The organism is Pseudomonas monsensis, from assembly GCF_014268495.2.
Lineage (GTDB): Bacteria > Pseudomonadota > Gammaproteobacteria > Pseudomonadales > Pseudomonadaceae > Aquipseudomonas > Aquipseudomonas monsensis.
This window is the reverse complement of the sequence record NZ_CP077087.1, coordinates 4705695-4726514: the sequence shown is the minus strand read 5'-3', so window position 1 is coordinate 4726514 and position 20820 is coordinate 4705695. Positions and strand designations below refer to the sequence as shown.

19 protein-coding genes are annotated in these 20820 nt (G+C 56.6%); 11 read left to right on the top strand and 8 right to left on the bottom strand.

The features are described from left to right. The first annotated feature begins 206 nt into the window (after positions 1-206). From rfbB to HV782_RS20745, 7 genes are all read left to right on the top strand, one after another. A complete protein-coding gene (gene rfbB, locus HV782_RS20775; protein ID WP_186744875.1) occupies positions 207-1280 on the top strand; it encodes a dTDP-glucose 4,6-dehydratase in 1074 nt (357 codons plus the stop codon). Next, entirely contained in the window at positions 1280-2173 is an 894-nt protein-coding gene (rfbD, locus tag HV782_RS20770; protein ID WP_123466649.1) for a dTDP-4-dehydrorhamnose reductase, read from the top strand. Before rfbB ends, rfbD begins: the two co-directional genes overlap by 1 nt. Further along, positions 2170-3060, top strand: a complete 891-nt coding sequence (gene rfbA, locus HV782_RS20765) for a glucose-1-phosphate thymidylyltransferase RfbA (protein WP_123466647.1) — start codon at positions 2170-2172, stop codon at positions 3058-3060. Before rfbD ends, rfbA begins: the two co-directional genes overlap by 4 nt. A 259-nt stretch (positions 3061-3319) precedes the next feature. Beyond that, entirely contained in the window at positions 3320-4762 is a 1443-nt protein-coding gene (locus HV782_RS20760) for a mannose-1-phosphate guanylyltransferase/mannose-6-phosphate isomerase (RefSeq protein ID WP_123466645.1), read from the top strand. A gap of 150 nt (positions 4763-4912) precedes the next feature. Continuing rightward, positions 4913-6277, top strand: a complete 1365-nt coding sequence (locus HV782_RS20755; RefSeq protein ID WP_186744872.1) for a phosphohexomutase domain-containing protein — start codon at positions 4913-4915, stop codon at positions 6275-6277. 100 nt (positions 6278-6377) lie between these two features. After that, positions 6378-7601 (top strand): glycosyltransferase family protein, encoded by a 1224-nt coding sequence (locus tag HV782_RS20750; RefSeq protein ID WP_148050916.1) that lies wholly within the window; start codon positions 6378-6380, stop codon positions 7599-7601. Further along, complete coding sequence (locus HV782_RS20745) at positions 7598-8989, top strand: glycosyltransferase family 4 protein (protein ID WP_186744870.1); 1392 nt, start codon at positions 7598-7600, stop codon at positions 8987-8989. Before HV782_RS20750 ends, HV782_RS20745 begins: the two co-directional genes overlap by 4 nt. 48 nt (positions 8990-9037) lie before the next feature. On the opposite strand, the gene HV782_RS20740 is transcribed toward HV782_RS20745, so the two are convergent. From HV782_RS20740 to HV782_RS20705, 8 genes are read right to left on the bottom strand one after another with little or no spacing between them, the layout of a single operon-like run. Beyond that, positions 9038-10390 (bottom strand): glycosyltransferase, encoded by a 1353-nt coding sequence (locus HV782_RS20740; RefSeq protein WP_186744868.1) that lies wholly within the window; start codon positions 10388-10390, stop codon positions 9038-9040. Then, positions 10336-11373, bottom strand: coding sequence for a glycosyltransferase family 4 protein (locus tag HV782_RS20735; protein WP_186744866.1), 1038 nt, complete (start codon positions 11371-11373; stop codon positions 10336-10338). The genes HV782_RS20740 and HV782_RS20735 overlap by 55 nt, the downstream gene beginning before the upstream one ends. Further along, entirely contained in the window at positions 11370-12404 is a 1035-nt protein-coding gene (locus HV782_RS20730; protein WP_186744863.1) for a glycosyltransferase family 4 protein, read from the bottom strand. Before HV782_RS20730 ends, HV782_RS20735 begins: the two co-directional genes overlap by 4 nt. Next, the gene (locus HV782_RS20725; protein ID WP_123466631.1) at positions 12404-13507 is read right to left on the bottom strand and encodes a DegT/DnrJ/EryC1/StrS family aminotransferase; all 1104 of its coding nucleotides are present in this window, start codon (positions 13505-13507) and stop codon (positions 12404-12406) included. The genes HV782_RS20730 and HV782_RS20725 overlap by 1 nt, the downstream gene beginning before the upstream one ends. 10 nt (positions 13508-13517) lie before the next feature. Next, on the bottom strand, positions 13518-14147 hold the full coding sequence (locus tag HV782_RS20720; protein ID WP_123466629.1) for an acetyltransferase: 630 nt from the start codon (positions 14145-14147) through the stop codon (positions 13518-13520). Continuing rightward, a complete protein-coding gene (locus HV782_RS20715) occupies positions 14144-14680 on the bottom strand; it encodes a hypothetical protein (protein ID WP_186744861.1) in 537 nt (178 codons plus the stop codon). The genes HV782_RS20720 and HV782_RS20715 overlap by 4 nt, the downstream gene beginning before the upstream one ends. A 4-nt stretch (positions 14681-14684) precedes the next feature. After that, the gene (locus HV782_RS20710) at positions 14685-15428 is read right to left on the bottom strand and encodes an ABC transporter ATP-binding protein (protein WP_123466625.1); all 744 of its coding nucleotides are present in this window, start codon (positions 15426-15428) and stop codon (positions 14685-14687) included. 12 nt (positions 15429-15440) lie between these two features. After that, a complete protein-coding gene (locus HV782_RS20705) occupies positions 15441-16241 on the bottom strand; it encodes an ABC transporter permease (protein ID WP_123466623.1) in 801 nt (266 codons plus the stop codon). 377 nt (positions 16242-16618) lie between these two features. Between HV782_RS20705 and gmd the strand changes: the two genes are divergently transcribed. Genes gmd through HV782_RS20685 form a run of 4 tightly spaced genes read left to right on the top strand, consistent with a single transcriptional unit; the run spans position 16619 to position 20808 of the window. Beyond that, positions 16619-17650 carry a GDP-mannose 4,6-dehydratase gene (gmd, locus tag HV782_RS20700; RefSeq protein ID WP_123466621.1) on the top strand — a complete coding sequence of 344 codons (1032 nt, stop codon included), beginning with the start codon at positions 16619-16621 and terminating at the stop codon, positions 17648-17650. Further along, positions 17650-18546 carry a GDP-mannose 4,6-dehydratase gene (locus tag HV782_RS20695; RefSeq protein WP_123466619.1) on the top strand — a complete coding sequence of 299 codons (897 nt, stop codon included), beginning with the start codon at positions 17650-17652 and terminating at the stop codon, positions 18544-18546. The genes gmd and HV782_RS20695 overlap by 1 nt, the downstream gene beginning before the upstream one ends. Before the next feature lies 1 nt (position 18547). Next, the gene (locus HV782_RS20690; RefSeq protein ID WP_186744857.1) at positions 18548-19693 is read left to right on the top strand and encodes a glycosyltransferase family 4 protein; all 1146 of its coding nucleotides are present in this window, start codon (positions 18548-18550) and stop codon (positions 19691-19693) included. Next, positions 19690-20808 carry a glycosyltransferase family 4 protein gene (locus HV782_RS20685; protein WP_275970824.1) on the top strand — a complete coding sequence of 373 codons (1119 nt, stop codon included), beginning with the start codon at positions 19690-19692 and terminating at the stop codon, positions 20806-20808. The genes HV782_RS20690 and HV782_RS20685 overlap by 4 nt, the downstream gene beginning before the upstream one ends. Positions 20809-20820: the final 12 nt, after the last annotated feature.

Sequence of the window (20820 nt, the reverse complement as noted above, 5' to 3'; positions counted from 1 at the left end):
TGTCGAAATTGCGCTCTGGTCCATCTATATCCATTAGTAAATCGTTCATTAAGCTGTAAAATGCCGCCCTTATTCGATAGCGGCCTGTTTGCGCGTCGTCAAAGGCTGGCTTCGGCAGACGCCTTTCGATGTAATGACAGTTGCGATCATGGACCGGACAGCGCTCGATTGGCGGTACTGTCAGCAACTCAAGGGTATGGTTTCGCGTGAAAATTCTAGTGACCGGCGGCGCCGGGTTTATTGGCTCGGCAGTTATTCGTCATATTATTTCCAATACAACCGACTCCGTAGTGAACGTCGACAAGCTGACGTATGCCGGTAATCTTGAATCGCTGGCGCAAGTCAGTCAGGACGAACGTTATGTTTTCGAGCGAGTGGATATCTGCGATCGCCAGCAGATAGACCGTGTGCTGCAAGCGCATCAGCCGGATGCGATCATGCACCTGGCGGCAGAGTCCCATGTCGACCGTTCGATTTCCGGGCCCTCCGAATTCATTCAGACCAACATCATTGGTACGTACACCTTGCTGGAGGCAGCACGCCACTATTGGCTGGCCCAGGACGATGTGCGCAAGGCCGCTTTTCGCTTCCACCATATCTCGACGGATGAGGTGTACGGCGACCTTGAAGGGCCTGAAGACCTGTTCACCGAAGAGACACCCTATCAACCGAGTTCGCCATATTCGGCCAGCAAGGCCAGTTCCGATCACCTGGTGCGTGCGTGGGCCAGAACCTACGGCCTTCCGACCCTGGTCACCAATTGCTCGAACAACTACGGTCCGTGTCACTTTCCCGAGAAGCTCATTCCGCTGATTATCCTCAATGCGCTGGAAGGCAAACCCTTGCCGGTGTATGGCAAAGGTGACCAGGTACGTGACTGGCTTTATGTCGAGGATCATGCCCGCGCGCTTTATAAAGTCGTGACCGAAGGTGTGGTCGGCCAGACTTACAACATTGGCGGCCATAACGAAAAGCAGAATATTGAAGTAGTGCACACGCTGTGTGCGTTGCTCGATGAGTTGCGCCCCGATTCGGCCTATTGCCCGCACGCCAGTCTGATCACTTATGTGCAGGATCGACCTGGCCACGACCAGCGTTATGCAATCGATGCCAGCAAGATCCAGCGTGAGCTGGGCTGGACGCCAGAGGAAACCTTTGAGACCGGGATCCGTAAAACGGTCGAATGGTATTTGAGCAATGCTGATTGGGTTGCACATGTGAAGAGCGGCGCCTACCAGCAATGGATCGATCAGAATTATGCGGATCGTTCGAGCCAGTGATGAAAATTCTGCTGCTTGGCAAAAGCGGGCAAGTCGGGTGGGAGCTTCAGCGCTCGCTCGCTCCGCTCGGCCAGTTGATTGCCCTTGATCGTCACGGCGCAGATGGCCTTTGCGCAGATCTCTGCGACCTCGTCGGGCTGCGCGCCACGATTCGCACGCTTCGTCCCGATGTCATTGTCAACGCTGCTGCATACACCGCCGTCGACAAGGCTGAGGTCGAGACGCAACTGGCCGATTGTGTGAACGCTCAGGCCAGTCAGGTCATGGCTGAAGAGGCGGCGGCCTTGGGGGCATGGCTGATTCACTATTCGACCGACTATGTATTCAACGGCCAGGGAACCACGCCCTGGGTGGAAACAGATGCCGTCGATCCGCTGAATCATTATGGCGCGAGCAAAATGGCTGGTGAAAACGCCATTATTGCCTCGGGCTGCAAACATCTGATTTTTCGAACCAGCTGGGTTTACGGCGCCCGGGGCAGCAACTTTGCCAAAACCATGATGCGCCTGGCCAAAGAGCGCGAAACCCTGAAGGTCATTTGCGACCAGATTGGTGCGCCAACGGGGGCGGATCTGATTGCCGATGTCACCGCTCTGGCGATTCAGCGCGTCAAGCTGGATCCGCAGTTGTCCGGCGTGTACCACCTGGTGGCCGGCGGGGAAGTGTCCTGGCATGGTTATGCGTCCTTTGTGATTGACTTTGCCCGTACCTGCGGCGAAGCGTTCGCGGTCACTGCGATCGACCCGATTCCTACCAGCGCCTATCCGACGCCGGCGTGCCGTCCCTTGAATTCTCGTTTGAATACACGGAAGTTGTGTGACGCCTTTTCTCTACACTTGCCGGACTGGCAAAGTGGTGTAACCCGAATGCTCAGGGAAATTCTGAATAAATGATCAAGACTAACCGTAAAGGCATCATTCTGGCCGGCGGCTCGGGGACTCGTTTGCACCCGGTCACCCTGGGCGTGTCCAAGCAGCTGCTGCCCATCTACGATAAACCGATGATTTTTTACCCGCTGTCGGTACTGATGCTGGCAGGCATGCGTGAAATCCTGATCATTTCCACCCCGGAGGACTTGCCGAATTTCCGCAAGTTGCTGGGTGATGGCAGCCTGTACGGGATCGAGTTGAGTTATGCCGAACAGCCAAGTCCCGACGGGCTTGCGCAAGCCTTCATCATTGGTGAAGAGTTCATTGGCGACGACCCTTGCTGCCTGATTCTCGGCGACAATATTTTCTACGGACAATATTTCACCGAGAACCTGCGCTCCGCCAATGCCCAGCCTTCGGGGGCGACGGTCTTCGGTTATCACGTTTCCGATCCGGAGCGTTTCGGGGTGGTGGAGTTCGATGCCAACGGCAGCGCGCTGAGCATTGAAGAGAAGCCGCAAAAACCGAAATCCAATTACGCGGTCACCGGCCTGTATTTTTACGATAACCAGGTCGTGGAAATCGCTAAAAACATCAAGCCTTCAGAGCGTGGCGAGCTGGAAATTACCGACATCAACCGCGCTTATCTGGAACAAAAGACGCTCAACGTCGAAATGTTGGGTCGCGGTTTCGCCTGGCTGGATACCGGTACACACGACTCGCTGCTTGAAGCCGGTCACTTCGTGCATACCATCGAGCATCGCCAGGGCTTGAAGGTCGCTTGCCTGGAAGAAATCGCGTATCACAACGGCTGGATTACCGCTGAGCAGGTCGATGCCCAGGCACAACGCCTGAAGAAAACCGGTTATGGTCAATATTTGCAGAAGTTGCTGGATCAGCCGTCGCATTGATGGCCGTTTTGCCCTTGGCGTCGGTCTGTTGCATTCAATTGTCGAGTTATTAATAGCGGGCAGCCGCTGTAGAATGGCCGACAGTATCGGGCAATGTATTCGACGCTTGTAAAGGTGCGAGTGTCATGGGTTCCGTCGCCTTGAAGCGGGCAGACGGGGCAAGGGTCCTTCACCTGATTCGGTGCAGGAACGACTAGAAACATAACTGAGCCTGCTTTCCTGAAGATCACCGCAGGAAAGGGGATTAAGGACTTAGAGCATGGAACTGATTCCCGTAATTTTGTCTGGCGGAGTGGGCAGCCGGTTGTGGCCTGTTTCCCGTGAAGCCCATCCCAAGCCCTTCATGGATTTGCCGGATGGCCAGAATCTGATCCAGAAGACGTTCCTGCGTGCTTCACGTCTTGAAGGTGTCGTGGAAGTCCTTACGGTGACCAACCGTGAGTTGCTGTTCAAGACTGAAGACGAGTACGGGGTGGTCAATACCGCCAAGCATGCGCAAGGGTTCATCCTCGAACCGTTCGGGCGCAACACTGCGGCGGCAGTAGCGGCGGCAGCATTGCAACTGGAGGCCACTCATGGCCCCGACGCCCATATGCTGGTGCTGGCAGCCGATCACCTGATCAAGGACGAAAAGGCCTTCGCCGCCGCAGTTGCCAGCGCGGTTGCGCTGGCAGGTGAAGGCTGGCTTGTCACTTTCGGTATTCAGCCGACGTATCCTGAAACGGGCTTTGGCTACATCGAAGCGCAAAAGGATGCCCCGCTCAACGGTGGTTTGAAGGTCGCGCGGTTTGTCGAAAAGCCGGATCTGGAAACCGCACAGGCTTACGTAGGTGCTGGCAACTACTTCTGGAACTCGGGCATGTTCTGCTTCCGTGTCGGCACCGTTCTGGAAGAGCTGCGTCTGCATGCGCCCGACGTCGTCGAGGCTGTTGCCAAAACCATCGAGGTGTCGCGTCTGACCTCGTCCAGCAAATACCGTTGCCTGGCTCTGGATAGCGAAAGCTTCGCCCAGGTGCCGGATATCTCCATCGACTATGCGCTGATGGAGCGCTCGGACAAGGTCGCGACCATTCCTTGCGATATCGGCTGGAGTGACATCGGTTCCTGGAACGCCGTAAGCGAATTGACTGCGCCAGACGAAAACGGCAACCGCTTCGAAGGTGAAGTGCTGTCTCACGGTTCGCGCAACAACTATGTGAACAGTGAGGGGCGTCTGACAGCTCTGGTCGGTGTGGAAGACCTGTTGGTCATCGACACCCCGGATGCGGTGATGATCGCCCACAAGGACCATGCCCAGGATGTGAAGCACATCGTCAACCAGCTCAAGGCCTGCAGTCATACGGTGCATTTGCTGCATCGCACGGTCCACCGGCCATGGGGTACCTACACCACCCTGGAAAATGGCGAGCGCTTCAAGATCAAGCGTATCGTCGTGAAACCGAAGGCTTCGCTCTCATTGCAGATGCATCACCATCGCAGTGAGCACTGGATTGTTGTCAGCGGGATGGCCGTGGTGGTCAACGACCAGCAGGAACTGATGCTCAACACCAACGAATCGACGTTCATTCGTGCCGGACACCAGCATCGCCTGATGAACCCGGGCGTGATTGACCTCGTCCTCATTGAAGTGCAAAGCGGCGATTATCTGGGTGAAGACGATATCGTGCGTTTTGAAGACAACTACGGCCGCGTTGACAAGTAACCGCGTGCTGCCAGTCATAAGCCTGGTCGGTGATTGTTTTGCCGATCAGGCTTATTTGCATGTGCCCACCTGCGACTTCAATCCCTATAGATGACACACAGCCGTGGCGCTCCCCATCCGCCGTCTCGGACTACCAGGCAAGAGATCAAAATGCATACCCCGATCAAAACCCGATGCTTCAAGGCTTATGACATCCGTGGCGAAGTGCCGTCCGACCTGAACGAGGATGTCGCTTATCGAATTGGCCGTGCAATGGTCGTTGAGCTGCAAGCTAAAAGCATTGTGCTGGGGCGAGACATGCGCCTGGAAAGCCCGATGCTCGCCGAGGCGATGACCCGGGGTTTGAGGGAGGCGGGCGCGGATGTCATAGATATCGGACTGTGCGGTACCGAAGAGGTCTATTTTGCCACCAGTGCATTCGGTGCCGACGGCGGGGTGATGATCACCGCCAGCCACAATCCAAAAGGCTACAACGGGATGAAGCTGGTCAAGTCGCAGTCGCGACCGATCAGTGGCGACACAGGCCTCAATGCGATTCGTGACCGGGTGGAAAGCGGCGATCTCGGTGCGCTGGCGGACAAGGCTGGTGAAGTTCGGCATGAGCTCGATAAGAGCCGCTACATCGATCACTTGCTCACCTATATCAACGTCGCAGAGCTCAAGCCGCTGAAAGTGCTGGCCGATCCGGGCAATGGCGCGGCCGGTCCGGTGTTGCAGGCCCTGATCGACAAGCTGCCGTTCGAATGGGTAGTGATCAATGCCGAGCCAGATGGCCATTTTCCCAACGGCGTACCCAATCCGCTGCTGCCGGAAAATCGCGAGCTGACCCGCCAGGCGCTGCTCGACAATGGCTGTGATGTCGGGCTGGCATGGGACGGCGATTTCGACCGCTGCTTCTTTTTCGATGAAACCGGCCGGTTTATCGAAGGCTATTATCTGGTCGGGTTGCTGGCAGAAATGCTGCTCAAGCAACACCCTGAAAGCAAAATCATTCATGACCCGCGCCTGACCTGGAATACCATTGATCAGGTGGAGCAGGCCGGTGGTGTGCCGGTGTTGTGCAAGACCGGGCATGCCTTCATCAAAGAGCGCATGCGTCTTGAAGATGCCATTTATGGTGGCGAAATGAGCGCTCACCACTATTTCCGCGATTTCGCCTACTGCGACAGCGGGATGATTCCCTGGTTGCTCGTGACGGCCCTGATGTCCACCACGGGCAAGACCCTGGCGCAACTGGTCGACGAGCGCATTGCTGCCTATCCGTGCACCGGCGAGATCAACTATCGCGTCGAGGATGTACCGGCGATGCTGCAGAAGGTTCTGGCGCATTATTTGCCGCAGAATCCTGAGATCGACAGAACCGACGGCATCAGCGTTTCCTTTGCCGACTGGCGTTTCAACCTGCGCGGCTCCAACACCGAACCGCTGTTACGGCTCAATGTCGAAGCCAGAGGCGATCAGGCGTTGATGTGGGCGCGTTTGAAAGAGATCGAGCTGTTGATCAAGGGCGCTTGAGTCTTCGTTTCTTTGGTATTCGACGGCGCCCGAGTCTCGATGAGCGAACCATTGCGGTGCGGGTGCAGGTTGTGAAATATCAATTCAATAGGTTCCTATTTTGAAAACGGTTTTATTGTTAAGCACCTATCCGATCGCCTCTCCCCGACACGGGGGGCAGGTCCGGGTTGCCAATATCGCGAAAACCTTTGGCGAAAATGGCTGGAGTGTGACTCATCTGGCGGTTTATGAGCCGGAGGGCTATCCGCCTTCGAGCCTGGGAGCCAACGATGTCAGTTTTCCCGCTGGCAGCCCCTTCCGGAAATACAAGGGCACCTATGTTCCCTTGATCAACGACTTGCTTTCGGGCGAATTCGCCGCATCGGAACAAGGCGGGTTCGCAGACATTCTCAAGAAATTGCCGCCGGTTATCGACGTGATTCATGTCGAGCAGCCGTGGCTGTGGCCCTTGGTACTGAAGATCCGTCAGATGCCGCAGCACGCCAATGCGTGCCTGATTTACGGATCGCAGAACATCGAGGCTCCGCTGAAGCAGGAAATCCTCGACAGCTACGCTATCAAAGGTGCGGAGCCGGTCATCGCGGATATCGAGGCACTGGAGCGCAAGGCGGCTCTTGAAGCCGATATTGCCGTGGCCGTTACCCAGGCGGATTACGACATTCTCCAGGCCTGGGGGGCGAAGAAACCACTGCTTGCCTCCAATGGAATCGCGCCTTGGTCGGCGAAGCCGGAGCTGCTCGCCAGCTGGAAAGAGCGTCTGCCGCAGTCTCCGTGGATTCTCTATGTTGCCAGCGCCCACCCGCCTAATTTCAAGGGCTTCAATGAGTGCCTCGGCAGTTCACTGGCGTGCATACCGCCGGATAGCAAACTGGTGGTGGTCGGCAGTGTGTGTGAGCACCTTGAGGCAGCGCTGCGTGACAGTCGCTGGGGACAGCTGAATCTGTCGCGTCTGCAGCTGCTCTACATGCTGCCGGATGAAGACCTGGATGCCGTGAAAACGCTGGCGCATGCGTTCCTGTTGCCGATTCCTCATGGTGGCGGTTCCAACATCAAGACGGCCGAAGCCATCTATTCGGGCAAGTACGTCATTGGCACAGAGTCGGCTTTCCGTGGCTTTGAGCAGCACCTGAATCTGCCGGAAATCAGTGTTGCCCGTACGCCGGACGAGTTTCATGCGGCGATTCGCCTGCGCCTGACGGGGCCGGCAACCATTGATGCCAACGGGCCGGACAGGGTTTCCCGCGAACCATTGACCTGGGTCCGTAGCCTTGAGTCGATCCCGCATGCAGCGGCAGAAGTCATTGAAAAGAAGGCGCAAGCATGACCACCTGGTTTGATGTAACGACCATTCTCGGCTGGCGTCGGCCGGCGGTAGGCATTATTCGCACGGAGGCAGAGGCTGCCACCCATGCACTTGAGTTGATTGCTGCGGGCGAAGATGTGAAGTTTTGCTTCTACAGTCATGCCACCGGTTACAGCGCAATTGACGCAGCCGAGGTCGCTGCCACCCTGAAAAGAATTTCTGGCGCGCACATGCCTGCGCCAGGCCGGATCGCTGCAGGCAGTTCGAATAAAAGTTCAATCGAGGCCCGGTTGAAAGAAAAGGCAATCAAGGTACTCAATCGCCTGCCGCCCAAGGTGAGCGGGCGCATTTATCAGTTCTTTCAATTGCGTCGTACCTCCATTGTCGAAGCCGTGATTGGTGTTCGACACCTGAAGTCGGCGACTCTGGCGTTCTTCAGGCCAGCCAATCGCAGCCATGTGTTCAATCCTTCGTTTCACAAGGTGCGCACCGGCGGTCATCCTTTTGCAAAGGGCGATAGTTACATCTCGGTTGGGCTGGACTGGGACAACAAGAACCTGCCGCATCTTTATGAACTCAAGAAGCAAGTTGGTCTGCGCGTCGTTCTTTTCTGCTACGACGTGATTCCGGTAAGACTGCCGCATCTGTGCGTCGGTGATGTGGCCGCCAAGTTTGCCAACTACTTTGCCGATGTTGCGTGGTGTGCGGACAAGATCCTGTGTATCTCGGAATGCACGCGCAAGGATCTGGTCGCGCTACTCGAAGAGTTGGGTGCCCCTGTGCCCGAGACAGCGGTGGTCAAGTTGGGTTGCCAGCTCTCCCATGAGTTGAGCGACACCATCAGCGCAGATGTGCAGGCCTTGTTGAAAGAGCGCTTCGTATTGTTCGTGTCGACGATCGAGCGCCGCAAGAACCATGAGGTGCTGTACCGTGCCTATACCCGTCTGATCGATGACGGAGTCAAGGATTTGCCGAAACTGGTGTTTGTCGGGATGCCGGGTTGGGGGGTAGGTGATTTGTTGTCGGATATCGCGCTTGACCCGCGGACAAAGGACTACATTCGCATCCTCAACAACGTTTCGGATTCTGACCTCATGCACCTGTATCGCAACTGCATGATGACGGCATTCCCGTCCTTGTATGAAGGCTGGGGTTTACCGGTTGCAGAAAGCCTGGCTGCCGGCAAGTACTGCCTGGCCTCCAATGCAGCGTCGATTCCCGAGGTGGGCGGGGAACTGCTGGATTATCTGGAGCCATGGGATGTGTCGGCGTGGGTCGCCGAACTGCAGAAGTATGCTTTTGATCCGCTGGCACTGGCGGCCAAGGAAGAAGCGATCAAGCGTGACTACAAACCCGTTGCCTGGAAAGACACGGCACAGTTTGTTTTTGGAAGTTTGAAGCAACATTAACGCGGGCGGTTTGCGGTGGATCAGATGCTGATCCACCGCACGTCCGGTTCAGACGATCGTATTGGTATTGAAGATGCTCAAGGGCTTGAGGATCTCCGGAGTCCCGAGCAATTCAGGGCTGGCTGACCATTTTTCGATGATGGTCGCAAAATGATCGACTGCCGAAATCACCACCTTCGCTCGAAGCACGACCGGAATGGCTTGTTCCAGCTTGTGAGCGTAATTCTCGGCGGTGAAAGTCTCTTTGGCCCATGCTTGCGCCTGTTTGCCGATCTCGGCGGCCGAAGATGGCTTGCTGCGCAGCGAAAGGAAAATCTTTTTCAGATCTTCAATCTCGTTGTCGGGCGACACTTTCAATACATATTGGTCCGGTAGTTCCTTGTAGAAACCGGTGTCGGTGACGATCGTGGCTTTGCCATAGAGCATCGCTTCAATGGCTGAAGCAGAAGCGGCTTCCAGGCTAGGCCAGCGCAGGCAACTGATCACGTCGGCTTCTCTGATGGCTTCGGACAGCGTGGCATCGTCGACTTCGTTGGAAATGATCAGTTCGACCCCACCCTTGGCGGCCATTTCGGTCAGTTTACTTTCGACGTCCGGAAGAATGGCGCCTACCAGGCGATAGCTGATGTTCTTGCGCAATGAAGCGTTGCTTGCGATGGCCTTGATGCAGCTTTCAACCCGCTTGTTCGGGTTGACATGGCCGATCGTCAGCACCTTCAGTTTGCCGTCACCTTTGCGTTCTTCTTCGGCGTCAACAGCTCCCGGTGCATCGTAGGCCAGCGGCGTCACGAAAACCGGACCTGCACACGCAGCCATTACCCGCTTGCAGCCCCAGTTACTGTGGGTGATCACACCGGTGGCCATCGAGCTGATCCATTCGGTCAGCGGGGCAGTCTCGCGTGTCGAGCTGATAAAGGTGGCGCTGTCACTGACATTGAAGTAGTTGGTGGCAATTTTGCCGCCATACCACTGAGTCAGGATGTCATTGGCCTCATCGCGTCGTTGTTGCGCCCAGCCCCAGAACAGGTGGCCAAGAAAGAAATCGTGCAGGCAAACAATGCCCGGGGCCTTATGCAGCCAGGCCACGCCACCTTCATGAAACTCGTAATTGTCGCCGATCTGGTAGACAAGGCAGTCGGCGCTGGCCACTTCTTGAGCAACCTGCTCTTCGTCGGTCCAGGGGATGGCGGTGCAACCAAAGTCGTGCGGCTCTTTGGCCAGGACATGGGCGCTCTCGGTTCGTACCAGAACAACGTGATGCTGCTGGCTCAGCAGTGCACGCACCACGAGGCGCGTCATCCGGCCAATGGCAGAGGATTTGACGCCGGGTGTGAATATGACAAGTTTCATTTGAGAAGCGCCTCGATGGTCTCGGGCCAATTGATGCCCAGCGTATTCCACAGCGCCTGGGCGCCTTCACCATACTGGATGGTCCGGGTCTTGCTCTCAAAAGCGGCATTCATGGCTTCCGCGAGACTTTCGGCGGTGGGTTCTGCCCGCCAGCCGGACTCGTGGGGGGTGACCAGGCCAAGGATCCCGCCACTGTCTGTCGTGGTGATCAGCGCTTTGCGCGCCGTTGCAGCTTCCATGGCCACATAGCCCAGCGAATCTTCGTCAAAAGGGATGTAGGCGACGGCGAGCGCCTGATTGACGTAGTTGACGTAGGTGGCACGGGGCAGGAAGCCAAGGTCAAGCTTGACGCGGTCATGCAGGCCGAATTCGTTGATGATCGAATGCAGTTGCAGCGTATCGGCATGGGACTCGGGAGGGCCGGCAATGACCAGCTTGACGCGTTGATCGGCTTTGGCGAGCGCCTGCAGGAGCAGGTACTGACGCTTCATGCTGTTGACGCGGCCACCGGCAAAAATATAGTCGCCATACTCCCCGCCGGTGAGCGCTTCCGGGTCGTTGACCGGCGGCAGCAGCACCTGCGAATCGAACCCGTTGTATTTGAGCAGGCGCTGTCGCGTGACTTCCGAGTTGGTGTAGATGTGGCGGCTCTCGGCGAAGGTTTCGTTGTCCGCGTTGATGATGGCGTTGCGAATGTCCGTACCGCTTTGGTCCGCTGGCAGATTGGTATGCCCGACATCGTACAGGTCGTAGGCCTGACGATATTGATGCAGCAGCCACAATGACTTTCTGTGGTGGCGGACCAGATACGCCGGAAACTTCAAGGCGATGACGTGATCGGTGTTGAAGATTTCCATGGTGCGCGTCATCAGCATCTGGGAGGGGATGCGCGAGGCAGGTTCCCACTGAGCCGGTATGCGCATGACTTCGGCATCGTGACCGGCAATGATCAGGTTTCTTTGCAGATTGACAGCCAGCTCTTCCGCACCGCCCCAGATGAACGGGGCCATGTTGTTTACAATCAGGACTTTCATGCCAACAGACGCTCCAGCACATGTGACCAGGAAATTTTCAAGTCAACCAATCGCTGTTTGGCGTTCTTGCCCATGGCTTCGGTGTTGCTCCGATCCCTGTACAGCTTGTCCATCGCCTGGGCCAGGGACTCGGGCGTCGGTTCGGCGATGTAGCCGTTATAGCCGTCCTTGACCAACTCCAGCACGCCACCCGAGTCGGTGGTGGTGAGAATCGGTTTTTCGGCGTGACTGGCTTCCAGGCTCGGATAGCCGTAGGAGTCCTCGTCGACCGGCAGGTAAGCGGCGGCGAGACATAACGACAGATGCTCGACCTTTTCCTCTTCAGTGATCCAGCGATCATCAAGGGTCACGCGATCTTCGAGACCGAATTCCTCGATCTTCTGCCGCAGGGAAATACCGTAGTCAGGCCCGGCCCCCGTTCCCAACAGACGCAGGCGAACCGGCGTCGTGGTATAGCTCAGTGCATCGATCAGCAAGTGCTGGCGCTTGTGATGTTCGAGGCGGCAGATATAAGCGATCTCGTCGTTGTATCCGGCGCAAAAGAACCGTTCCGATTCGAATACAGGCGGGTAGAGCACCTCGCTGTCGACATCGTTATAGGTCTTGAGTCGGTTGGATACGACCTTGGAGTTGGTGAAAATGGTCTTTGCTTCGCCCAGTGCCCTGGTATCGGCGTCAGCCAGTGCATCGCGGATGGCGCGATGCTTGGCGTTGTCCGGAAAGTCGCGATACGGGCTGTCCCACATATCGTAGAACGCACGGATATGGTGGATAAACCAGAGGATTTTATGCGGGTGAGGAATCAGGTGCGACTGGGGTCGGAAGCAGATGATCCGATCGGCGGCCTGAAGGTCCACCCAACGCAGCGCCATCATCTGCTGGAACAGCAGATCCGGTGCATCCAGTTCAGGCAGGTAGACGACTTCGACCTGATGCCCGGCAGCCGTCAGGGTAGAGGCCAGCCAGTCGACGATATTTCTTCCGCCCCCGCGGATAAAGGGCACAAAAGTGGAGCAAAGGGCGATTTTCATCAGTCTGCCAGGACCTCACGCAGGCTGGCTGCAATTCTGATGATGTCTGCCTGAGTCAGGTCCTGGTGCGTTGGCAGGTTGATGCCGCGGCCCGACCAGAGGTCCGCCACAGGGTAGACATTGTCTTCCTTGTAAGGTGGCAGAACGTGCATCGGATAGAAAACGGGGCGGGTTTCGATGCCCATCGCATCCAGTTTCTGCATGACCGCGTCGCGTTTGTGCTCGTCACCATCGGCCAGGAAGATGTTGTACATCCAGAATACCTGTTTGGCCCAGGCGGCCTCGGTTGGCAGAACGATCTTGCCCTTGAGGTCTGCCAGCGCTTCGTTGTACCAGCCGGCCAGACGATCGCGATCGGACAGTGCAGTGGCAATGTTTTCCATCTGGGCCAGACCGATGGCTGCCTGGATGTTGGTCATGCGGTAGTTGTAGCCAATCACCGGGAACCAGTACCGACGATTCGGATCCATGCCCTGACCACGGAACAGGCGCAGTTTGGCGGCCAGTTCATCGTCGTTGGTGGTGATCATGCCGCCTTCGCCGGTGGTGATGATCTTGTTGCCGAAAAAGCTGAAGGTCGCACAAGTCCCCAGGCTGCCGACTTTGCTGCCTTTTACTTCGGCACCGTGCGCCTCGGCAGCATCTTCCACCACCCAGAGGTTGTGTTTGCGGGCGATTTCATTGACGACATCCATTTGTGCAGGATGGCCATAGAGGTGCACCGGGATAATGCCTTTGGTTTTTGCAGTGATCTTGCTTTCGATCGTCTGCGGATCGATGTTCATGGTGTCGGCGCACACATCCACCAATACCGGGGTCGCCCCGCAATAGCGCACTGCGTTCGCCGTGGCAATGTAGGTCACCGTCGGGATGATGACTTCGTCGCCCGGTTGCAGGTCCAGTACTACCAGGGCCAGGTGCAGCGCAGTCGTGCCGTTATTGGTGGCGATCGCATGCTTGACGCCGCAGAAGGCTGCAAAGCTTTCTTCGAAGGCGCCGATGTATTTGCCGTTGGAAGAGATCCAGTTGGTGTCCAGGCAATCCAGCACGTAATTGCGTTCATTGCCGGCGAGCTTTGGTTGTGCAACAGAAATACGTTTCATGTTTCTTCCTTCAAATTTTGTGTAGAGCTTTGGCTGGCACGCCGACTACTGTGGTTGCCGACCCGATATTCGAAATGACCACGCTTCCGGCACCGACCATGACCGACTCACCGATGTGGATCTCGGGAATGATTTTGCTGCCGACACCGATAAAGCTCAGGGGGCCCACCTGCACGTTGCCCGCCAGCGCGCACTGAGGGGCGATATGTGCCGCGGCTCCAATCACGCAATCGTGGTCAATGGTGGCGCCGGTGTTGATGATGCAAAGGTCCGAAATCGTCGCCTCGGCATTGATGACCGCACCGGCCATCACCGCAATGCCTGTTCCCAGCAAGGCTGAAGGTGAAACCACCGCCGCCGGACTGATGGCATTGACCAGGCGGAACCCCATTTCGGTGACTTTCCGGGCCAGCTTGTTTCTCAGTGAATTCGAGCCGATGGCAATGAACGCCTGTTCGTATCCGTCCTGACGCAGGGCTGCAAGGTGATCGTCGCTTTTGAGTACGGGGATGCCCAGGCAGGTATCCGGGCTGTCCGGATTACCAACGCAATAGGCCACCTTGTCGCCTTGCGCATGCAGCAGTTCGATGCACACCTTCGCGTGCCCGCCGGCACCGACCACGATGACTTCAGTCTTCATGCGTCCTCACCTCGGGCCAGCCGCGTATTGTCCACGCGTTCACCCGGTGGGGCGTCTGCTACCGGGATATTGTTGCCGAGGCTTTTCTGTTCTATCCGGTCCAGTTGCTGTTGCAGACTTTCCAGCGAGTGCTGGCTGGAAAAGATTTTCTGTGACAACCGGGTCTGGATTTTCGCCGAGTTTGCCAGGCGCTGAAACTCCAGGACGATCTGCTGGTGCTGCTGATACTGGATCTTTTGCAGCTTGCTGAACTCTTCCAGCATTTCCTGGCGGATGGCTGCGGTGAAGTAATTGCGTAGACGAAACAAAAGCGGGCGGGTCAGCGGTCGGGCGACGCGCAAGCTGTGGTGAGCGATGCGACGAAGCGTCTGCTTTGTGTAGTGGCGAATGATCAGGCGCATGCCTGGCTGCATTGGCGCGACGTCCTCGGGTACGGCGGGACCCGTTTCGATGGTGTGTTTTGCGTGCAGTCGTCTGGATGCCAGGGTGAAGGCCACCTGGATATCCACGCCATTGCGCTTGGTACTGTTCATTGACTCAAGCTCCGAAATAGGCAGCGGTGACCGTCGCCGGGTCGCCATCCATCTTTATTTTGCCGTGTTCCAGCCACAACACCCGATTGCAGGTGTGCATGACCAGTTCGCGCGAATGGCTGGCGATTACCAGGATATTGGTCGACTTCACCAGCTCGTTCATGCGGATTTCAGCCTTGTGCTTGAAGCCTTCATCGCCCACCGAGAGCCATTCGTCCATCAACAGGATTTCCGGTTTGATCGTCGTCGATACCGCGAACGCCAAACGCAGGTGCATGCCTGACGAGTAGGTACGGATTGGCATATCGACGAAATCGCCCAATTCGGAAAACTCGATGATCTCGTCCAGCTTTTCGGCGATCTGTGCCTTGGTCATCCCGAGGATGCCGCCACGCAGGAAAATGTTCTCCCGCCCGGTGGCTTCCGGATCCGTGCCCAGCGAGATGTCGATCAGCGAGCCGATTTCACCCTTGATCACGGCAGTGCCAGTGGAGGGCTCGTAAACGCTGCTGAGCAGGCGCAGCAGGGTGCTCTTGCCGGCGCCGTTATGTCCAAGCAGTCCGACGCGATCGCCGTCGCGCAGGGTAAACGTCAAGTCTTCCAGTGCTCTGACAACTACGCGACCTTGTTGGTCCGCACCCAACTGACCGCCGGTCGCAACCTGCATCAGACGCTTTTTCAGGGATCGGCCGTTAGCGTTGTAGATCGGGAAATCTACACAAACATTTTTGAATTCGATCAAGGACATTAGTAGTTCTTCTTAGAGCCAGTAAGCGATACGGCGCTTGTAGCGACCGTAGACCACGAGCGCAATGGCCCAGCCGACGACGGCCATGCCCAGGGAAACCCACCAGTTGGTGGCAGTTGGCAATTGACCGATCAGCGGCGAACGAACCACCGACATGATGTGATAGGCCGGGTTCAGGTCCAGCAGGTACAGCCCGGCACGCTGTGGCAGCAGGCTTGGCATCCACATGATCGGTGTGAGGTAGAACACGACCTGCAACAGACTCCCGACGATTTGCGGGAGGTCGCGGTAGCGTGCGCAGAGAATCCCCAGCAGCAGGGCAATCCACGTCAGGTTGAGCAGTGCCACGGCGAAGCCCGGAATGCTCAGCAGCGCCAGCCAGGTCAGTGGCTTGCTGACCGCGAGCAGCACCAGGGGAAAGATCACGATGTTGTGACCCAGAATCAATATGTTGCGCCAGATCATGCGCATGATGTGCGCGAATAGCGGGATCGGCAGTTGTTTGATGATGCCTTCGGCCGCAATGAACCCGGTGCATCCTTCAGTAATGACCGTGGACATGAAACTCCACAGGATCATGCCGATGGCGAGGAATGGAAGGAATTCCTGAATCGGCGAATTGAAGATCTGGCCGAAAACCACGCCGATGGTACCGATCATGACGCCCATGCTGATGGTCAGCCAGAACGGTCCCAGTGCCGACCTTCTATAGCGCTGCCGGACGTCTTGCCAGCCTAGCATCCCTACTAATGAGTAGCGCCTTGTCGCGGCGATGATGTCCGACACGGCGATACTTACTGAACCATTGCGCATTAATAGCACCAGATTGTTGATCAAAAAAACACGCCATTTTAGGCTGGGGGGCGGGGAGTGTCACCCTTTCTACATTATTTCTTTGTACTGTGCGGTGCGCAGTGTCAGGTAGCGGCATGAAGCCCGCAACTTCCTGATTTTTATAGTGGGTGCCGGAGAGTGGAGTCGTGCAGAATGCAAGCCTTGTCAGTCGAAAGACTGTCACGCAATGCTGGCATTATGACTCTGTTACGTGTTGCCAGCAGCTTTGGTATCGTCGTCACGAACCGCATTCTGTATGATCTGCAAGAACTTGCGGCTCGTCGCATAGAGCTCAATGGCGCACATGACACAGCAGGGCCTGGCAAAGGCTCTTTAATGGAGTTTAGAGGAATCGCATGAAAGCTATCGTTACTGGCATTACTGGGCAAGACGGCGCCTACCTGGCGGAACTGCTGCTGGAAAAGGGTTATACGGTGTACGGCACCTACCGTCGGACCAGTTCTGTCAATTTCTGGCGCATCGAAGAGCTTGGGATTGAAAAGAATCCCAACCTGCATCTGGTCGAGTACGACCTGACCGACCTGTCGGCCAGCATCCGTCTGCTTCAGACCACCGAAGCGACCGAGGTCTACAACCTCGCGGCCCAGAGTTTCGTAGGCGTGTCTTTCGATCAGCCGCTGACTACCGGCGACATAACTGGTATGGGCTGTGTGAATCTTCTGGAAGCGATCCGTATCGTTAATCCGAAGGTGCGCTTCTATCAGGCTTCGACGTCCGAAATGTTCGGCAAGGTGCAGGCGATTCCTCAGGTTGAAAGCACGCCTTTCTACCCGCGCAGCCCTTACGGTGTTGCCAAGCTGTACGCTCACTGGATGACCATCAACTACCGCGAGTCCTACGGTATCTTCGCGACCAGTGGCATCCTGTTTAACCACGAATCGCCACTGCGCGGCCGTGAGTTCGTGACCCGTAAAATCACTGACTCCGTTGCCAAGATCAAGCTCGGCCTGCTCGACAAGATGGAACTGGGCAACCTCGACGCCAAGCGCGACTGGGGCTTTGCCAAAGAGTACGTCGAAGGTATGTGGCGCATGCTGCAGGCCGATGAGCCGGACACCTTCGTATTGGCCACCAACCGTACCGAAACCGTGCGTGATTTTGTCACCATGGCCTTCAAGGCTGTCGGCATTGATCTGTCCTGGAGCGGCGTTGCAGAAGACGAGCAGGGTACTGATGCGGCCACCGGTAAAGTGCTGGTCACGATCAATCCGAAGTTCTATCGCCCGACGGAAGTGGAACTGCTGATCGGCAATCCGGCCAAGGCCAAGGCTGCCCTGGGCTGGGAGCCGAAAACCACGCTGGAAGAGCTGTGCCGCATGATGGTGGAAGCTGACCTGCGTCGAAATGAAAAAGGATTTTCGTTCTGATGAGTACTGCCGGTAAACGCGCGCTGATTACAGGTATTCAAGGTTTCACTGGGCGGTACATGGCTGCTGAGCTTCAAGCCAGCGGGTATGAGGTGATAGGGCTGGGATCCCAGCCTTCGGATGAGCCTGGATACTTTCAGGTTGATCTGGCCGACGGTACTGCTCTGCGTGACGTGCTGGCAACTATTCAACCGGATGTCGTCATCCATTTGGCGGCGTTGGCGTTCGTCGGGCATGGTGCTGCCGATACTTTTTATCGGGTCAATCTGATAGGCACGCGGCACTTGCTCGAAGCCATTGCGGCGTGCGGCAAAGTGCCTGACTGCGTACTGCTCGCCAGTAGCGCCAATGTCTACGGCAATGCCTCCGCCGGACTGTTGAGCGAAACCACGGCGCCTGCGCCGGCCAACGATTACGCCGTCAGCAAGCTGGCCATGGAATACATGGCCAGTCTCTGGCACAACCGCCTGCCGCTGGTGATCACCCGGCCGTTCAACTACACCGGCGTCGGCCAGGCTGAAAGCTTCCTGTTGCCGAAGATCGTCGCCCATTTTCGTCAGCGTGCTGACAAGATCGAGCTCGGCAACCTGGATGTCTCGCGGGATTTCAGTGATGTCCGGGCAGTGGTCAAGGCTTATCGCGGTCTGATCGAAGCCCGGCCTTTGGGGCAAACGGTCAACGTGAGTTCTGGCAAAAGCCACTCGCTTCGTGAAGTCATCGACATGTGTTCGGCGATCACCGGTCACCAGATCGAAGTGGAAGTTAATCCGGCATTTGTCCGCGCCAATGAAGTAAAAATCCTGTGCGGTGACAATTCCCGTCTTTGCGAACTGGTCAAAGGGTGGGATACACCCGGTCTGGACCAGACGTTGAGCTGGATGCTTTCGGCGGAATAAAATGAAGCTAGTCCTGTCTGTCGAGCCGATCCGCTTTCCGCTGACCGGCATCGGCCGCTATACCTATGAACTTGCGCTGAGACTTCAGCAAAGTCCTGAAATCACTGATCTGCAATTTTTTGCCGGTCGACGTTTTTTGCCTGAACTGCCGACCGCTGCCAATGAATCCGGCAGTGGTTATGGCTTGAAGCGTGCGGTACAAAAGAACTTTCTCGCCGTAGAGGCTTATCGGTTACTGATGCCGATGCTGCGCAAGGCAGCCCTCAAGGGACATGGCGATTTTCTGTATCACAGCCCCAACTATTATTTGCCGCCCTTTGCTGGTCGAAGTGTGGCGACCTTTCATGATCTTTCGCCCTTCACCTGGGCCCATTGCCACGCGCCGCAACTGGTGCGTTATCTGCAAAAGGAACTGAAAACCACGTTGGTGAGGGCTGACGCGCTGATCACCGATTCGGAGTTCACTCGCCAGGAACTGGCGAGTTATTTCTCTTGGCCGGTCGAACGTATTCATACCGTGCCCCTGGCGAGTTCTCCAGAGTTCTACCCGCGGCCGCTCGAAGCGTTGCGCAGTGTTCTGGCTCGGCACGGTCTGGAGCCGGGTGGCTATACACTTTTTGTCGGCACCATCGAGCCGCGCAAGAACATCGAGACATTGCTCGTGGCCTATAGCCGCTTGCCGCTGGCGGTACGAGCCCGTTGGCCGTTGATCCTTACCGGCTACCACGGTTGGCGCAATGACACGATTCACGAAAAACTCGAAAGCGCCAGGCGCGAAGGCTGGGCGCATTACCTCGGGTTCGTTCCCAGTGAAGACTTGCCTGTACTGTTTGCGGGCGCACGCCTGTTCGCCTTTCCATCGCTCTATGAAGGTTTTGGTCTGCCCGTTCTGGAGGCCATGAGCTCCGGTGTGCCGGTGGTCTGCTCCAATAGTTCCTCGTTGCCTGAGGTGGCGGGCAACGCCGCTCTGATGTGCGCCGCAATGGATGTCGATGAGCTGACGCGCTTGATCGAGCGAGGGCTGACTGATCAGGCCTGGCGTGAAATCGCCGTCGTCAATGGAATGAAACATGCCCAAGGCTTTTCCTGGGAGCGTTGCGCCAGGGAAACCTTGCAGGTCTATCGAAAGGTAATCGACGGAAAATGATCAAGGTTCTGCACTTTTTCAAAACCTACTATCCGGAAACGATGGGGGGCATCGAGCAAGTCATCTTCCAGATAGCCCAGGGCGGTGCCGAGCATGGATTTTCGTCCGAAGTGCTGTATCTCAGTGAGCGGGGCGCGGCGCGCAACGAAACGGTTGGTAATCACATTACCCATCGTTCAAAGCTTGATCTGCATGTCGCTTCGACCGGTTTCTCCCTGTCTGCGTTCAAGGACTTTGCCGAGTTGGCGAAAGCGGCGGACGTGGTGCATTTCCACTTTCCCTGGCCGTACATGGATCTGGTTCATTTTGCGACCCGCCATGGCAAGCCCTCCGTGGTCAGCTACCACTCCGATATCGTCAAGCAAAAGACCCTGCTCAAGCTGTATCAGCCGTTGATGAACCGCTTTCTGGGCAGCGTTGATTGCATCGTCGCCTCGTCGCCGAACTACGTGCAAAGCAGTCCTGTGCTGTCTCGGTTTCGCGACAAGGTCGAGATCATTCCCTATGGTCTGGACAGGGCGACCTATCCGTCGGTCTCCGAGGCGAAGCTTGATTTTTGGCGCGGCAAGGTCGGTTCAAAGTTTTTCCTGTTTGTCGGTGCGCTGCGTTATTACAAAGGGCTCGACTACCTGCTCGACGCGGCGAAGATCACTGGGTTGCCTGTGGTCATTCTCGGGGGAGGGCATCAGGAGGCCGAGCTTAAGGCGCAAGCTGCGCGGCTCGGACTTTCCAACGTGCATTTTCTGGGTGGTTTGGCCGATGACGACAAAGCTGCGTTGCTGACCCTGTGCCATGCGTTTGTTTTTCCATCGCACCTGCGGTCGGAATCGTTTGGCATTTCGCTGCTTGAGGCGGCGATGTATGGCAAACCGCTCATTTCCTGTGAAATCGGTTCGGGCACGACCTATATCAATATCGCCAACGAAACCGGTTTGGTGGTTCCCCCACGTGATTCTGTGGCGCTCGCCAATGCAATGTTGGCTTTATCGAGCAATCCTGAGCTCGCAAAGATCATGGGCGAGAATGCGCTTCAGCGCTATTTGAAGGTGTTTTCGGCGGACTCAATGGTGTCTGCGTACGCTTCAATATACCGGCGCTTATTGCAAGAGTCCTGAGATCCCAGGCCT

Bases quoted from the DNA above. Each gene is read 5' to 3' on its own strand.
- rfbD (WP_123466649.1), top strand. From the start codon at position 1,280: ATGAAAATTCTGCTGCTTGGCAAAAGCGGGCAAGTCGGGTGGGAGCTT.
- rfbA (WP_123466647.1), top strand. From the start codon at position 2,170: ATGATCAAGACTAACCGTAAAGGCATCATTCTGGCCGGCGGCTCGGGG.
- HV782_RS20760 (WP_123466645.1), top strand. From the start codon at position 3,320: ATGGAACTGATTCCCGTAATTTTGTCTGGCGGAGTGGGCAGCCGGTTG.
- HV782_RS20755 (WP_186744872.1), top strand. From the start codon at position 4,913: ATGCATACCCCGATCAAAACCCGATGCTTCAAGGCTTATGACATCCGT.
- HV782_RS20745 (WP_186744870.1), top strand. From the start codon at position 7,598: ATGACCACCTGGTTTGATGTAACGACCATTCTCGGCTGGCGTCGGCCG.
- HV782_RS20735 (WP_186744866.1), bottom strand. From the start codon at position 11,373: ATGAAAGTCCTGATTGTAAACAACATGGCCCCGTTCATCTGGGGCGGT.
- HV782_RS20730 (WP_186744863.1), bottom strand. From the start codon at position 12,404: ATGAAAATCGCCCTTTGCTCCACTTTTGTGCCCTTTATCCGCGGGGGC.
- HV782_RS20725 (WP_123466631.1), bottom strand. From the start codon at position 13,507: ATGAAACGTATTTCTGTTGCACAACCAAAGCTCGCCGGCAATGAACGC.
- HV782_RS20720 (WP_123466629.1), bottom strand. From the start codon at position 14,147: ATGAAGACTGAAGTCATCGTGGTCGGTGCCGGCGGGCACGCGAAGGTG.
- HV782_RS20715 (WP_186744861.1), bottom strand. From the start codon at position 14,680: ATGAACAGTACCAAGCGCAATGGCGTGGATATCCAGGTGGCCTTCACC.
- HV782_RS20710 (WP_123466625.1), bottom strand. From the start codon at position 15,428: ATGTCCTTGATCGAATTCAAAAATGTTTGTGTAGATTTCCCGATCTAC.
- HV782_RS20705 (WP_123466623.1), bottom strand. From the start codon at position 16,241: ATGCGCAATGGTTCAGTAAGTATCGCCGTGTCGGACATCATCGCCGCG.
- gmd (WP_123466621.1), top strand. From the start codon at position 16,619: ATGAAAGCTATCGTTACTGGCATTACTGGGCAAGACGGCGCCTACCTG.
- HV782_RS20695 (WP_123466619.1), top strand. From the start codon at position 17,650: ATGAGTACTGCCGGTAAACGCGCGCTGATTACAGGTATTCAAGGTTTC.
- HV782_RS20690 (WP_186744857.1), top strand. From the start codon at position 18,548: ATGAAGCTAGTCCTGTCTGTCGAGCCGATCCGCTTTCCGCTGACCGGC.
- HV782_RS20685 (WP_275970824.1), top strand. From the start codon at position 19,690: ATGATCAAGGTTCTGCACTTTTTCAAAACCTACTATCCGGAAACGATG.